Below are 14,104 nucleotides of genomic sequence, written 5' to 3'. Positions count from 1 at the left end.
TCGCCCTACGCGCCCCGCGCGGCCAGCCCGTAGCGGTGCTCGGGGCGGCCGGTGTCGCCGTAGCGCAGGGTCAGCCGCAGCCGGCTGTCCCGTTCCAGCTGCTTGAGGTAGCGCTGGGCGGTCGAGCGGCTCAGGCCGGTGGCGTCGGCGACCTCCTGGGCGGACAGCGGCCGGCCCGCCCGCCGCAGCACGCCCAGCACCAGGTCGGTGGTGGGCGCCGAGTGGCCCTTCGGCAGCGCCCCGGTGGGCGCGCAGGCGCTGCGCAGGGTCGCGAACAGCCGGTCCACCTCGTCCTGGCCGGCCTCCCGGGCGGGGGCGGCCAGCGCGTGCCGCAACTGGGCATACGAGACCAGCTTGTCCCGCAGCCCGGCGAAGGTGAACGGCTTCACCAGGTACTGGAGCGCGCCGTGCTGCATCGCGGCGTGCACGGTGGAGACGTCCCGGGCGGCGGTCACCATCATCACGTCGCAGGCCACCTGCCGTTCCCGGAGCCGGCGCACCAGGGCCAGGCCGGTCTCGTCCGGCAGGTGGTGGTCGAGCAGCAGCAGGTCGACCGGGCGGCGCTCCAGCGCGGCCAGGGCCTCCCCGGCGCTGTGGGCGGTGCCGGTGACCCGGAAGCCCGGCACCTTGGCCACGTACGCGGCGTGCACGTCCGCGACCCGGAAGTCGTCGTCCACCACGAGTACGTCGATCATCACGCCTCCACGAGCTGAGCGGTGAGCAGGGCCTCGGGCAGCTCCACGGTGAACCGGGCGCCGCCCAGCGGGCCGGTGTCGAGCACGATCCGGCCGCCGGTCCGTTCGACCAGCCGCCGCACCATCGCCAGGCCCAGCCCGCGCGGACGGTGCGCGGGCGCGTCCTTGCTGGTCCACCCCTCCTCGAAGACCTGCTCGCGCAGCTCCTCCGGCACGCCCGGGCCGCTGTCCGCGACCTGGAGCAGCAGGGTGGAGCCGGCCGCCGCCAGCGTCACCTCCAGCCGCCCACCCCCGCCCGGCACCAGCGCGTCCACCGCGTTGTCGATCAGGTTGCCGAGCACCGTCACCAGCGCCCGGGCGTCCACCACCGCGTCCGGCAGGTGCGCCGCGGGGGCCAGCACCAGCCGCACCCCGCGCTCGCCGGCCACCGCGGTCTTGCCCGCGAGCAGCGCCGCCACGTGCGGGTCCTGCACCTGCTCGGCGATCCGGGCGGCGACCACGGCGTGCGAGCCGGACTGCTCCGAGATGAAGGCCACCGCCTGTTCGTGGCGGCCGAGTTCGAGCAGACCGAGCAGGGTGTGCATCCGGTTGGCGTGCTCGTGGTCCTGGGCGCGCAGCGCCTCGGTCAGGCTGCGGGTGGTGTCCAACTCGCGGACCAGCGACTCCAGTTCGGTGCGGTCGCGCAGCGTCACCACCGCGCCCTCGGTGGTGGCCATCCGGTTGACCACCAGGACCCGGTCGTCCCGTACGGCGGGCAGGTCGGCGCCGGTGATCCGCCCGGTCAGCACGTCGGCCAGCCGGCCGGGCGGCAGCACCTCGGCGATCGGGCGGCCGGTACAGTCCTCGGGCAGGCCGAGCAGCCGGACGGCCTCGTCGTTGGCCAGCCGGATCCGGCCGCGCTCGTCCAGCGCCACCATGCCCTCGCGGATGCCGTGCAGCATCGCCTCGCGCTCGACCAGCAGCGCGGAGATGTCGGCGAGCGCGATGTTGTGGGTGCGGCGCTTGAGCCGGCGGGCCAGGACGAGGGTGGCGACCGTCCCGGCCGCCAGGCCCGCGCCGGCGCACAGCAGGATGCCGGTGAGCATCTTCAGCAGGCGGCGGCGGATCGAGTCGTCGCTGATGCCGACCGACACCTCGCCGACGATCCGGCCGTCCGCCGTCCGCAGCGGCACCTTGCCGCGGGCGGTGCGGCCCAGGGTGCCCTCCTGGATCGCGGTGACGCTTCGGCCGCCCAGCGCCGGCTCGGGGTCGGTGCTGACCCGCTGGCCGATCCGGCCCGGGTCGGTGTGCGAGAGCCGGATGCCGTCCAGGTCGGTGACCACGACGAAGCTGGCGCCGGTGGCCAGCCGGATCTGTTCGGCGTTGCGCTGGGCGGTGACGACGTCCCGGGTGTCGGCGGCCCGGGCGATCGTCTCGTCGGTGGCGGTGGCCTGGGCGATGGACAGCGCCCGCTGCATCGCGTCGTGGTCCAGTTCGCTGCTGACCGGGGCCAGGAAGAGCCCGGCGGTCACGGCGGCGACACCGAAGGTGACGACGGTCTGGCTCAGCAGGAGCTGGGCGAAGACCCGGCGGGGCCAGTGGGGGAGCTTCATCCGGGCCTCCTCTCGGGGTGGTGCGGACGGGGGGTACCGGGGGTCGGGACACCCTATGTTTCCGGCGTGTTTCTGTCAGCCCGCGTCCCGCAGTTGTAGCGGAAGCAAAACGAGCAGAACACCCCTCAACGCGGAGAAGCCGCACTACGCGGAGAAGGCTCCCGCCGGGGCCGGGCCCGCTCCTACCTTTCCGGGGCAAGCACTGACCCGGGAGGAACGAATGCGTGAGCGAGCGCAGCGAGTGAACCATCGAGAGGTGCCACCGGCGCGAAGCGCCCGCCGGGCGAAGCGAGGTGGGGAATGAGCACCCCGGCGATCGAGCTGACGGGCGCGACGAAACGCTTCCGCACCCCCTCCGGGGCGCTGCACACCGCCGTCCGCGATCTCGACCTGACCGTCGCCCAGGGCGAGTTCGTCGCCGTCGTCGGCCCGACCGGCTGCGGCAAGTCCACCACGCTGACCCTGGTCAGTGGCCTGGAGGAGCCCACTGAGGGCGACGTCCGGGTGTACGGCCGGCCCGTGCGCGGGATCGACCCCAAGGTCGGGTTCGTCTTCCAGCAGGACGCCGTCTTCCCCTGGCGCACCGTGCTGTCCAACGTCATGGCCGGGCCGCGCTTCCGCGGCGTGCCCGCCGCCGAGGCCAAGGAGCGGGCCCGGGACTGGCTGGGCCGGGTCGGCCTGGCCGCCTTCGAGGACCGCTACCCGCACCAGCTGTCCGGCGGCATGCGCAAGCGCGTCGCGCTCGCCCAGACCTTCGTCAACGACCCGACCATCCTCCTGATGGACGAGCCGTTCTCGGCGCTGGACGTGCAGACCCGCGCCCTGATGTCCGACCAGCTGCTGGAGCTGTGGGCCGGCACGGGCTCGTCGGTGGTCTTCGTCACCCACGACCTGGACGAGGCCATCGCGCTCGCCGACCGGGTCGTCGTGATGACGGCCGGGCCCGCCACCGTCAAGGAGATCTTCACCGTCGACCTGCCACGACCGCGCACCGTGGAGGCCGTCCGGCTGGAACCGAGGTTCGTCGAGCTGTACCGCGAGATCTGGGCCTCGCTCGGCGAAGAGGTTCGCATCACCCGGGAGAGAGGAGCGGGTCGTGCCGCTTGAGACCGCGTCCGAGACCGCCGCGACCGTGGCCGGGAAGTCCCCGGCCACCGGAACGCGCACCGAGGCCCGCGAACGGGCGGCGCGCAACCGGAAGTTGACCGTCCACACGGCCCGGGCCGGGGTGCTGATCGCCTTCCTCGGGCTGTGGGAGGTGTGCGCCCGCGCCGAGGTCATCGACCCGTTCAACTTCTCGCAGCCGTCGAAGATCTGGGACCAGATCTGGCAGTGGATCACCCACGGCACCGCCCAGGGCTCGCTCGGCGAGCAGATCGGCTACACCCTGTACGAGGCCCTCAGCGGCTGGGTGATCGGCGTGGTCTGCGGTGTGCTGCTGGGCATCGCGCTCGGCCGGGTCCGCTTCCTGGCCGATGTGTTCGGCCCGTACGTCAAGGTGCTCAACGCCATCCCGCGCATCGTGCTCGCCCCGATCTTCCTGATCTGGTTCGGCCTCGGCCCGGCCTCCAAGGTCGCCTCCGCGGTGGTGCTGGTGTTCTTCCCGGTGTTCTTCAACGCCTTCCAGGGCGCCCGCGAGGTGGACCGCAACCTGGTCGCCAACGCCCGCATCCTGGGCGCCGACAACCGCAAGGTCACCCTCCAGGTGGTCATTCCCGCCGCCACCACCTGGATCTTCACCAGCCTGCACGTCAGCTTCGGCTTCGCGCTGATCGGCGCGATCGTCGGCGAGTACATCGGCGCCACCAAGGGCCTGGGCCTGTTGGTCGCCGCCGCCCAGGGCACCTTCAACGCGGCCGGGGTGTACGCCGCCATGACCATCCTCGCGGTCGTCGCGCTGGTCACCGAGGGGTTGCTGACCTTCGCCGAGAAGAAGCTGTTCCGCTGGAAGCCCGCCGACGCCGGCGACGGCCGCTGATCGTCCCCGCCCGCCACGCGGCTGAACTCCCACCGCCGCCGTCGGCAAGGCGGCTGAACTCCCCCCGCCCGTAAGAAGAGAGAGGCTCCCCCCGTGATGCGCAGATCAGCCGTCGCCGCCCTCGCCGCCGTCCTGCTCCTCCCGCTCTCCGCCTGTGCCAACGACGCCGCCACCTCCGCGCACGGCGCCGCCGCCCCGGCCGGCAAGCAGGTCGACGGACCCAAGGTCAAGATCATGGTCGGCGGCCTGGACAAGGTCATCTACCTGCCCGCGATGCTCACCCAGCGGCTCGGTTACTTCGCCGACGCCGGCGTCAACGTCGAGCTGCTGACCGAGCCGGCCGGCGTCAACGCCACCACCGCGCTGCTGGCCGGCGACGTCCAGGGCGCCGTCGGCTTCTACGACCACACCATCGACCTGCAGGCCAAGGGCAAGCACGTCGAGTCCGTGGTGCAGTTCGCCCAGGCCCCGGGCGAGGTCGAACTGGTCTCCACCAAGCAGGCCGACGCCATCAGGTCCGGCGCCGACTTCAAGGGCAGGAAGCTCGGCGTCACCAGCATCGGCTCCTCCACCGACTTCCTCACCAAGTACCTCGCGGTCAAGAACGGCGCCTCCGTCAGCGACTTCAGCCCGATCGCCGTCGGTGCCGGCCAGACCTTCGTCGCCGCCCTCCAGCAGGGCAGCATCGACGCCGGGATGACCACCGACCCGACCGTCGCCAACGTCCTCGACAAGGGTCTCGGCAAGGTCCTCTACGACATGCGCACTCCCGAGGGCTCGCGCCAGGCGCTCGGCGGGCTCTACCCGTCCTCCTCGCTGTACATGAGCACCGAGTGGGTGGAGAAGAACAAGGACACCACCCAGAAGCTCGCCAACGCCTTCGTGAAGACCCTCAAGTGGATGTCCACCCACACCCCGGAGGAGATCGCCGCGCAGATGCCCGCCGACTACGCCCAGGGCGGGGCCGCGCAGTACGCGGCGGCGATCAAGTCCACCCTGCCGATGTTCACCACCGACGGGGTCATGCCCGCCGACGGGCCCAAGACCGTGCTCGCGGTGCTCGCCGCCTTCCACCCGGACGTCCAGGGCAAGGAGGGGACGATCGACCTGTCCCGGACGTACACCACGGAGTTCGTCGGCAAGGCCACCGGCTGATCACCGGATCACCGGACCTGCGGATCACCGGACCTCCGGACCTCCGGATCACCCGATCAACGGATCCGGCCGCGGTCCCGCGCTCACCCCCACGGGCGCGGGGCCGCTACACGCCCCGTACCGACAGCACGTCCATCCGGGACGGAGTTCCCGCCGCCTTGCCGCAGCTCTCCGGACGCGGCGGCTCGCTCACCGTCTCGATCACGTCCACCTCCCACGCCCGGCCGTCCCGGTGCACCACCCTCACCAGCCAGCGGCCCTCGCCGTCCGGCCGCTGGGCCACGGTCAGCGCGTCCACCCGGGTCTCGCCGGTCGCCAGCCGCACCGCGTGCTCGGCCGCCTGCCCCGGCCGCTCCCAGCCCGAGCAGCCCCGCGACCACTCCGGCACCATGTGCCCGGCCGCCGTCGCCGCCAGCACCTCCTTGGCGCTCTCCGGCGTCAGCCGCCCGTACGCGTAGCCGTACGGAAGCACCAGCATCGTGGGCGCGAAGCGGTGCCCGCCCAGGTGGGTCACCTCCCACACCTCGCTGTGCCCGGCCCCCGCCAGCTCCGCCGCGAGCGGACGGCCCAGCAGCGCGCAGCAGCGGTCCCGGCGGCCGTTGGTGCACACCAACGCCATCGGACCGCCGACGTGCTCCGCCCCGAAGCCCGTGTGGTCACCGGCGCCCAGCGCCGCGAAGTCCAGTTCCAGCAGCTCCGCCGGGTCCGCCACCTGTGCCCGGCGCACCCAGCCACGGCCCGGCACCGTGTGCGCGACGACCACCTCGTGCCGCGCCGTCGGCAGGCAGTCCGCGTGCCGGCCCGGCCGCCGGATCAGCGCCACCCGCACGCCCGTACCGGCCGTGGCGGCCTCCAGCTCCCGCCCGGTCGCCCGGTCGAGGTGGCTCTCGCCCAGTGCCCTCGCGCCCCACGGGCCGTTCTGCTCCACCAGCAGCCAGGTGGTCGCCACCGCGGCGGTCGCGGCCAGCGGCTCCGCAAGTTCACGCGAAAGGGTCGTACAGGTGCTCATCTAGGCAAGGCTACCCTCAGCGGTTCGGCCCGGCCCGGGGGCCTGCGTGGTGCCCGGATCCGGCCGGAACGGGAACCTCCGGGCAGGCCGGAGGGCGGGGTGCCCAGGCGCACCCCGCCCTCCCGACCCCGGCTACGCCGGGCCGGCGACCACCGCGATCGGCGTCGTCACCGGAGTGCCCGAGCCGTCCCGGCGCGGATCGCGCTCGGGCAGGTCGACCGGCGCGCCCTTGGCGGTGGCGGCCCGGGCCGGGGCGGCACCGACCCAGGCGAACGCCAGGCCGTCCTCGCCGCGCAGGAAGCGCTGGCAGCGCACGCCACCGGTCGCCCGGCCCTTGCGCGGGTACTGCTCGAACGGGGTGACCTTCCAGGACGTCTGCTCGACACCCGACAGCGTGCCCGAAGCCGCCGCCACCGAGACCACCACCGCGTCCGCGGCCGGATCCACCGCCGTGAACGACAGCACCCGGGCGCCGTCCGCCAGCTTGACGCCCGCCATGCCACCCGCCGGACGGCCCTGCGGACGAACCTGGCCCGCCGGGTAGCGCAGCAGCTGCGCGTCCGAGGTGACGAAGACCAAGTCCTCCTCGCCGGTCCGCAGTTCGACCGCGCCCACCAGCTCGTCGCCCTCCTTCAGGGCGATCACCTCGAACTCGTCCTTGTTCGCCGGCCACTCCGGCACCACCCGCTTCACCACGCCCTGCACGGTGCCCAGCGCCAGCCCCGGCGAGGACTCGTCCAGCGTGGTCAGCGCCAGCACCCGCTCCCCGGCCTCCAGCCGCAGGAACTCGCCCACCGCGGCGCCGCCCGCCAGCGTCGGCGAGGGCGTCGGCGGCAGCGCCGGCAGGTCGATCACCGGCAGCCGCAGCACCCGGCCCGCCGACGTCACCACACCCACGTCCGCCCGCGCCGTCGCCGGCACCGCCGACACGATCACGTCGTGCTTCGCCCGCTTCTCCGACAGCTCGAACGGCTCACCGTCCGCCGTCCGCGCCAGCAGCCCCGTCGAGGACAGCAGCACCCGGCACGGGTCGTCCGCGACCTCCAGCGGCACCGACAGCGCCGCCGACGGAGCCGCCCCCGCCTCCAGCAGCACCGTCCGCCGCTCCGTCCCGAACTGCTTGGAAACCGCGGCCAGTTCGGACGACACCACACTGCGCAGCTTGCTGTCCGACTCCAGGATCTCGGTCAGCTCCGCGATCTCCGAGGTCAGCTTGGCCTTCTCCTGCTCCAGCTCCACCCGGTCGAACCTGGTCAGCCGGCGCAGCGGGGTGTCCAGGATGTACCCGGTCTGCGTCTCCGACAGCGAGAAGCGCTCCATCAGACGCTCCTTCGCCTGCTGGGCGTTGTCGCTCGACCGGATGATCGCGATGACCTCGTCGATGTCGACCAGGGCCACCAGCAGACCCTCGACCAGGTGCAGCCGCTCCTCCCGCTTGCGGCGGCGGAAGTCGCTGCGCCGGCGCACCACCGTGAACCGGTGGTCGACGTAGACCTCCAGCAGCTCCTTGAGACCCAGCGTCAGCGGCTGCCCGTCGACCAGCGCCACGTTGTTGATGCCGAAGGTCTCCTCCATCGGCGTCAGCTTGTAGAGCTGCTCCAGCAGCGCCTCCGGCACGAAGCCGTTCTTCACCTCGATCACCAGCCGCAGCCCGTGCTCGCGGTCGGTCAGGTCCTTGACGTCCGCGATGCCCTGCAGCTTCTTCGCGTTGACCAGGTCCTTGATCTTCGAGATGACCTTCTCCGGGCCGACGTTGTACGGCAGCTCGGTCACCACGATGCCCTTGCGGCGCGCCGTCACCGACTCCACCGTCGCCGTCGCCCGGATCTTGAACGTGCCGCGGCCCGACTCGTACGCGTCCCGGATCCCCGACAGACCCACGATCCGCCCGCCGGTCGGCAGGTCCGGACCGGGCACGAACCGCATCAGCGTGTCCAGGTCCGCGCTCGGGTGCTTGATCAGGTGCCGGGCCGCCGCCACCACCTCGGACAGGTTGTGCGGCGGCATGTTCGTCGCCATGCCCACCGCGATGCCCGTCGCGCCGTTCACCAGCAGGTTCGGGAACGCCGCCGGCAGCGCCAGCGGCTCCTGCTCGCTGCCGTCGTAGTTCGGCCCGAAGTCGACCGTGTCCTCGTGGATCGACTCCACCATCGCCATCGAGGCCGCCGTCAGCCGCGACTCGGTGTAGCGCATCGCCGCCGGCGGGTCGTCGTTGCCCAGCGAACCGAAGTTGCCGTGCCCGTCGATCAGCGGCAGCCGCATCGAGAACGGCTGCGCCATGCGCACCACCGAGTCGTAGATCGACGCGTCACCGTGCGGGTGCAGCCGACCCATCACCTCGCCCACCACACGGGCGCACTTCACGTGCGCGCGGTCCGGACGCAGGCCCATCTCGTTGGCCTGGTACAGGATCCGGCGGTGCACCGGCTTCAGACCGTCCCGCGCGTCCGGCAGCGCACGCGAGTAGATCACCGAGTAGGCGTACTCCAGGAAGGAGCCCTGCATCTCGTCCACGACGTCGACGTCGAGGATCCGCTCCTCGAAGTCTCCGGGCGGCGGGGTCTGCGAACTGCGGCGGGCCATCGCGGCGGGGCTCCCTTACGTGTCGCTGGCTGTGTCGTCGGCCGGTCGTCGGCCGTCGGTCAAATCGTCGGACGGACGTCGCCGTCCTGCTTCGCCGTCCTGCCGCCGCGACCCGTCAACCGGGCGCGGTCAACAGGGCACGGCGCCCCCATTGTGGACCCTCGCGCCGACACTCCCGGTCAGCGGCCCTCTTCCGCCCCTGGCGAACGCCGCTTCCGCGCGGGCACGAACACGCTCCCCGCGCGTTGCACCACAATGGGGGACGCCACACGAACCCCGACATCGACGACGGGAAGGACCCGAGCGCATGGCCAACCCGGCCCCCGCCTCCAGCCGAGGCATCGCCATCACCGAGCACCGCCTGGCCAACGGCCTGCGCGTCGTCCTCTCCGAGGACCGCCTCACCCCGGTCGCCGCCGTCTGCCTCTGGTACGACGTGGGCTCCCGCCACGAGGTCAAGGGCCGCACCGGCCTGGCCCACCTCTTCGAGCACCTGATGTTCCAGGGCTCCGCCAACGTCTCCAACAACGGGCACTTCGAACTCGTCCAGGGCGCCGGCGGCTCGCTCAACGGCACCACCAGCTTCGAGCGCACCAACTACTACGAGACCATGCCCGCGCACCAGTTGGAGCTCGCCCTCTGGCTGGAGGCCGACCGGATGGGCTCCCTGCTCGCCGCGCTCGACGAGACGTCCATGGAGAACCAGCGCGCCGTCGTCAAGAACGAACGCCGCCAGCGCTACGACAACGTCCCGTACGGCACCGCCTTCGAGAAGCTCACCGCGCTCTCCTTCCCCGACGGCCACCCGTACCACCACACCCCCATCGGCTCCATGGCCGACCTCGACGCCGCCACCCTCGACGACGCCCGGGCGTTCTTCCGCACCTACTACGCGCCCAACAACGCCGTGCTGTCCATCGTCGGCGACATCGACCCCGAGCAGACCATCGCCTGGGTCGAGAAGTACTTCGGATCCATCCCCGCCCACGACGGCAAGCAGCCCCCGCGCTCCGGCGAACTCCCCGACACCATCGGCCGCGAACTCCGCCAGCACCTCACCGAGGACGTCCCCTCCCGCGCCCTGATGGCCGCCTACCGCCTGCCCCAGGACGGCACCCGCGAGGCCGACGCCGCCGACCTCGCCCTCACCATCCTCGGCAGCGGCGAGTCCAGCCGCCTCTACAACCGGCTCGTCCGCCGCGACCGCACCGCCGTCGCCGCCGGCTTCGGCCTGCTGCGCCTGGCCGGCGCCCCCAGCCTCGGCTGGCTCGACGTCAAGACCTCCGGCGACGCGACCATCGCGCAGATCGACGCCGCCGTCGACGAGGAACTCGCCCGCTTCGCCGCCGAGGGCCCCACCGCCGAGGAACTGGAGCGCGCCCAGGCCCAGATCGAGCGCGAGTGGCTCGACCGGCTCACCACCGTCGCCGGCCGCGCCGACGAACTCTGCCGCTACGCCGTCCTGTTCGGCGACCCCAAGCTGCTCAACGAGGCCCTCCCCAAGGTGCTCGACGTCACCGCCGAAGAGGTCCAGGCCGTCGCCAAGGCCCGACTCCACCCCGAAAACCGGGCCGTCCTCGTCTACGAGCCGACCGCGACCGCCGGCGACGCTTCCGACGCCGCTTCCGAAGAGGAGGGTGCCGCCGTATGAGCACCGACTACGTCCCCGCGATGACCTTCCACTCCCAGCCCCGGCCCGGCACCCCCAGCCCGTGGGCGTTCCCCGCCCCCGAGCGCGCCGCCCTCGGCAACGGCATCACCGTCCTGCACTGCCACCGGCCCGGCCAGCAGCTGGTCGCCGTCGAGGTCCTCCTCGACGCCCCGCTCGCGGCCGAACCCGAGGGGCTCGACGGCATCGCCGCCATCCTCGCCCGCGCCCTCAACGAGGGCACCGACACCCTCACCGCCGAGGAGTTCGCCGGCGAGCTCGAACGCGCCGGCGCCACCCTCGACGCCCACGCCGACCACCCCTGCATCCGGGTCGCCCTGGAGGTCCCCGCCTCCCGGCTCCAGCGCGGCCTCACCCTGCTCGCCGACGCCCTGCGCGCTCCGGCCCTGCCCGCCGAGGAGATCGAGCGCCTCGTCGCCAACCGCCTCGACGAGATCGTCCACGAGCAGGCCAACCCCGCCCGGCGCGCCGCCAAGGCCCTCTACGCCGAGCTCTTCGACGCCGCGGACCGCCTCTCCCGGCCCCGCAGCGGCACCGCCGACACCGTCAAGTCGATCGACCGCGCCGCCGTCAAGGCCTTCTACGACGCCCACGTGCGCCCCGCCACCACCACCGTCGTGGTGGTCGGCGACCTCACCGGCGTCGACCTGCCCGCCCTGCTGGAGAGCACCCTCGGCACCTGGACCGGCTCCGCCGCCGAGCCCTCCGTCCACGCCGCCGTCACCGGCGACGACCGCGGCCGCGTCGTCATCGTCGACCGGCCCGGCTCCGTCCAGACCCAGCTGCTGATCGGCCGGATCGGCCCCGACCGCCACGACCCGGTCTGGGCCGCCCAGATCCTCGGCACCTACTGCCTCGGCGGCACCCTCACCTCCCGCCTCGACCGCGTCCTGCGCGAGGAGAAGGGCTACACCTACGGCGTCCGCGCCTTCGCCCAGCCGCTGCGCTCCGCCGCCGACGGCAGCGGGCGCGCGCTGCTCGCCATCAGCGGCTCGGTGGACACCGCGTCCACCGCCCCCGCGCTCGCCGACACCTGGACCATCCTGCGCACCCTCGCCGCCGAGGGCCTCACCGACGCCGAGCGCGACGAGGCCGTGCAGTTCCTGGTCGGCGTCGCGCCGCTGAAGTACGAGACCGCGGGCTCGGTCGCCGGGACCCTGGCCGACCAGGTCGAGCAGCACCTCCCGGACGACTACCAGGCCGAGGTCTACCGGCAGCTGGCCGAACTGCCCACCGCGGCGGCCACCGAGGCCGTGGTCGCGGCCTTCCCGCCGGACCGCCTGGTCACCGTCCTGGTCGGCGACGCCGCCGAGATCGAGGCGGACGTGCGGGCGCTCGGGATCGGTGAGGTCACCGTCATCAGCTGACACCCCGTCGTCCGATGTCCGTCGCCGTCGTCCGGCCCGGTCGGAGCGCCTTCGCTCCGACCGGGCCGGACGTGTTCTAAATCCGTTGCGGGCCCAGGCGGTTCCGTGGATAGATGTTCCCCGACGCACAACACGTGCGAACCGCGAACTGCGACGAACGAAGGGAGGCGGTCACCATGCGGGTCGAGCGAGAGACACGACGACGCTCCCCAAGGCCGTTCCTCCCCTGTTCCGCTCCGGCTGCCTGAGCGCACCCGCCCCTGAACTTCCCCGAGCCACGCCGGGATTCCCTTCGCGCGGCACCCCATTTCTCGTGAATTCCCCGGCCCATGGAGGTCGTTCAACCATGACGTACACCGAAGTGCCCGGAATCCGGGTCCCGATCCGGATGTGGACCGATCCGGCGACGGTCGAGGGCGCGGCCCTCCAGCAGCTGCGCAACATCAGCTCCCTGCCCTGGCTGCACGGCCTCGCCGTGATGCCGGACGTCCACCTGGGCAAGGGCGCGACCGTCGGCTCCGTCATCGCCATGAAGGACGCGGTCTGCCCGGCGGCAGTCGGCGTCGACATCGGCTGCGGGATGAGCGCGGTGAAGACCTCCCTCACCGCCAAGGACCTCCCGGACGACCTCTCCGGCCTGCGCAACAAGATCGAACAGGCCATCCCGGTCGGACGGGGCCTCCACGCCGACCCGGTCGACCCGACCAAGCTGCACGGCTTCCGCGCGGCGGGTTGGAACGACTTCTGGCAGCGCTTCGACGGGGTCGCGGAGGAGGTCAAGTGGCGCCGCGAGCGGGCGATGCAGCAGATGGCGACGCTTGGCGGAGGAAATCACTTCATCGAACTGTGTGTCGATACGACTGGCGCGGTCTGGCTGATGCTTCACTCCGGCTCCCGCAACATCGGCAAGGAGCTGGCGGAGCACCACATGGGCGTCGCCCGTTCACTGCCGCACAACCAGGGCCTGGTCGACCGGGACCTGGCGGTCTTCCTCGCGAAGACCCCGGAGATGGCCGACTACCGCCAGGACCTCTTCTGGGCACAGGAGTACGCGAAGCACAACCGCGCCCTGATGATGGCGCTCTTCCAGGACGTCGTCCGGCGCGAGTTCACCAGGGCGGAGGTCACCTTCGACGAGGTGATCAGCTGCCACCACAACTACGTCGCGGAGGAGCGCTACGACGGCGTCGACCTGCTGGTGACCCGCAAGGGCGCGATCCGGGCCGGCTCCGGCGACTTGGGGATCATCCCGGGTTCGATGGGGACGGGCTCCTACATCGTCCGCGGTCTGGGCAATGCGGCTTCGTTCAACTCCGCCTCGCACGGCGCCGGTCGCAAGATGAGCCGCAACGCCGCCAAGAAGCGGTTCACCACGCGGGACCTGGCCGAGCAGACCAAGGGCGTCGAGTGCCGCAAGGACAGCGGTGTCGTCGACGAGATTCCGGGCGCCTACAAGAACATCGAAAAGGTCATCGACCAGCAGAAGGACCTCGTCGAGGTGGTCGCGCACCTCAAGCAGGTGGTCTGCGTCAAGGGCTGAGTCGAGGCCTCCCGAAGAGCGGATCGGGGTGCCGCCACGATGTGGCGACACCCCGACCGGGCAGCTGCGCGGGTCAGGCGGCGGCGGGGAGCTCGTCGAGGCCTTCGGCGACGAGCTTGGCGAGGCGGTCGAGGGCGTCGTCGGCGTTGGGGGCGTCGGAGGCCAGGATGACCTCTTCGCCGCCCTGGGCGCCCAGGCCGAGGAGGCCGAGCATGGAGGCGGCGTTGACCGGGTTGCCGCCCGGCTTGGCGATGGTGATCGGCACGCCGGTGGCCGTGACGGCCCGGACGAAGATGGAGGCGGGACGGGCGTGCAGGCCCTCGGCCCAACCGATGGTGACGCGGCGCTCAGCCATGAGACGTGCCTTTCCGGTGAAGCTGGTCACGGCCGTGCTCGGGGGAGCGGGGGAAACGACCGTGTTGTCTAGACCAGTGTTGCACGCAGACAACCCCTTCCAGGCGCGGCGTTCGGGACTTGTGATTGTTTCTTTTCGGGGCATAAGGCCCGGCCAGTGGC

General features: G+C 72.3%; 11 protein-coding genes. 6 read left to right on the top strand and 5 right to left on the bottom strand.

Annotated features, from left to right (window positions below; genetic code table 11):
- Window positions 1–5: 5 nt before the first annotated feature.
- Together ACIRVF_RS35315 and ACIRVF_RS35310 are read right to left on the bottom strand one after the other, a co-directional pair.
- Window positions 6–695, bottom strand: coding sequence for a response regulator (locus tag ACIRVF_RS35315; RefSeq protein WP_188306076.1), 690 nt, complete (start codon window positions 693–695; stop codon window positions 6–8).
- Window positions 695–2,287, bottom strand: coding sequence for an ATP-binding protein (locus ACIRVF_RS35310; RefSeq protein ID WP_402827384.1), 1,593 nt, complete (start codon window positions 2,285–2,287; stop codon window positions 695–697). Before ACIRVF_RS35310 ends, ACIRVF_RS35315 begins: the two co-directional genes overlap by 1 nt.
- A 300-nt stretch (window positions 2,288–2,587) precedes the next feature.
- Between ACIRVF_RS35310 and ACIRVF_RS35305 the strand changes: the two genes are divergently transcribed.
- The 3 genes from ACIRVF_RS35305 to ACIRVF_RS35295 all read left to right on the top strand — a co-directional run bounded on the left by ACIRVF_RS35305 (window position 2,588) and on the right by ACIRVF_RS35295 (window position 5,420).
- Window positions 2,588–3,394 (top strand): ABC transporter ATP-binding protein, encoded by an 807-nt coding sequence (locus ACIRVF_RS35305; protein ID WP_402827381.1) that lies wholly within the window; start codon window positions 2,588–2,590, stop codon window positions 3,392–3,394.
- Window positions 3,384–4,265, top strand: a complete 882-nt coding sequence (locus tag ACIRVF_RS35300; protein WP_402827378.1) for an ABC transporter permease — start codon at window positions 3,384–3,386, stop codon at window positions 4,263–4,265. Before ACIRVF_RS35305 ends, ACIRVF_RS35300 begins: the two co-directional genes overlap by 11 nt.
- Window positions 4,266–4,361: 96 nt before the next feature.
- Window positions 4,362–5,420: an ABC transporter substrate-binding protein gene (locus tag ACIRVF_RS35295; protein WP_402827559.1), complete on the top strand. Its 1,059-nt coding sequence runs from the start codon at window positions 4,362–4,364 to the stop codon at window positions 5,418–5,420.
- A 106-nt stretch (window positions 5,421–5,526) separates the two neighbouring features.
- Here the strand turns inward: ACIRVF_RS35295 and ACIRVF_RS35290 are convergent, their stop codons facing one another.
- Window positions 5,527–6,429 carry a sucrase ferredoxin gene (locus tag ACIRVF_RS35290; RefSeq protein WP_402827375.1) on the bottom strand — a complete coding sequence of 301 codons (903 nt, stop codon included), beginning with the start codon at window positions 6,427–6,429 and terminating at the stop codon, window positions 5,527–5,529.
- A 132-nt stretch (window positions 6,430–6,561) separates the two neighbouring features.
- On the bottom strand, window positions 6,562–9,012 hold the full coding sequence (locus tag ACIRVF_RS35285; protein ID WP_402827372.1) for a DNA topoisomerase (ATP-hydrolyzing) subunit A: 2,451 nt from the start codon (window positions 9,010–9,012) through the stop codon (window positions 6,562–6,564).
- A 307-nt stretch (window positions 9,013–9,319) separates the two neighbouring features.
- Between ACIRVF_RS35285 and ACIRVF_RS35280 the strand changes: the two genes are divergently transcribed.
- The 3 genes from ACIRVF_RS35280 to ACIRVF_RS35270 all read left to right on the top strand — a co-directional run bounded on the left by ACIRVF_RS35280 (window position 9,320) and on the right by ACIRVF_RS35270 (window position 13,588).
- Complete coding sequence (locus ACIRVF_RS35280) at window positions 9,320–10,663, top strand: M16 family metallopeptidase (RefSeq protein WP_402827369.1); 1,344 nt, start codon at window positions 9,320–9,322, stop codon at window positions 10,661–10,663.
- A gap of 20 nt (window positions 10,664–10,683) precedes the next feature.
- A complete protein-coding gene (locus tag ACIRVF_RS35275; RefSeq protein ID WP_402827556.1) occupies window positions 10,684–12,048 on the top strand; it encodes a M16 family metallopeptidase in 1,365 nt (454 codons plus the stop codon).
- 346 nt (window positions 12,049–12,394) lie between these two features.
- A complete protein-coding gene (locus ACIRVF_RS35270; RefSeq protein WP_402827366.1) occupies window positions 12,395–13,588 on the top strand; it encodes an RtcB family protein in 1,194 nt (397 codons plus the stop codon).
- A gap of 73 nt (window positions 13,589–13,661) precedes the next feature.
- On the opposite strand, the gene ACIRVF_RS35265 is transcribed toward ACIRVF_RS35270, so the two are convergent.
- The gene (locus ACIRVF_RS35265) at window positions 13,662–13,943 is read right to left on the bottom strand and encodes an HPr family phosphocarrier protein (protein WP_402827363.1); all 282 of its coding nucleotides are present in this window, start codon (window positions 13,941–13,943) and stop codon (window positions 13,662–13,664) included.
- Between the last annotated feature and the right edge of the window lie 161 nt (window positions 13,944–14,104).

The sequence above is a fragment of the Kitasatospora sp. NPDC101157 genome, assembly GCF_044768255.1.
In the GTDB taxonomy this organism is placed as follows: Bacteria; Actinomycetota; Actinomycetes; order Streptomycetales; family Streptomycetaceae; genus Kitasatospora.
This window is presented reverse-complemented; position numbering and strand designations above follow the sequence as displayed.

Excerpts from the sequence above, each read along its gene's own strand:
- ACIRVF_RS35275 (WP_402827556.1), top strand. The coding sequence starts at position 10,684 with ATGACCTTCCACTCCCAGCCCCGGCCCGGCACCCCCAGCCCGTGGGCG.
- ACIRVF_RS35315 (WP_188306076.1), bottom strand. The coding sequence starts at position 695 with ATGATCGACGTACTCGTGGTGGACGACGACTTCCGGGTCGCGGACGTG.
- ACIRVF_RS35295 (WP_402827559.1), top strand. The coding sequence starts at position 4,362 with ATGCGCAGATCAGCCGTCGCCGCCCTCGCCGCCGTCCTGCTCCTCCCG.
- ACIRVF_RS35265 (WP_402827363.1), bottom strand. The coding sequence starts at position 13,943 with ATGGCTGAGCGCCGCGTCACCATCGGTTGGGCCGAGGGCCTGCACGCC.
- ACIRVF_RS35310 (WP_402827384.1), bottom strand. The coding sequence starts at position 2,287 with ATGAAGCTCCCCCACTGGCCCCGCCGGGTCTTCGCCCAGCTCCTGCTG.
- ACIRVF_RS35290 (WP_402827375.1), bottom strand. The coding sequence starts at position 6,429 with ATGAGCACCTGTACGACCCTTTCGCGTGAACTTGCGGAGCCGCTGGCC.
- ACIRVF_RS35270 (WP_402827366.1), top strand. The coding sequence starts at position 12,395 with ATGACGTACACCGAAGTGCCCGGAATCCGGGTCCCGATCCGGATGTGG.
- ACIRVF_RS35305 (WP_402827381.1), top strand. The coding sequence starts at position 2,588 with ATGAGCACCCCGGCGATCGAGCTGACGGGCGCGACGAAACGCTTCCGC.
- ACIRVF_RS35280 (WP_402827369.1), top strand. The coding sequence starts at position 9,320 with ATGGCCAACCCGGCCCCCGCCTCCAGCCGAGGCATCGCCATCACCGAG.
- ACIRVF_RS35285 (WP_402827372.1), bottom strand. The coding sequence starts at position 9,012 with ATGGCCCGCCGCAGTTCGCAGACCCCGCCGCCCGGAGACTTCGAGGAG.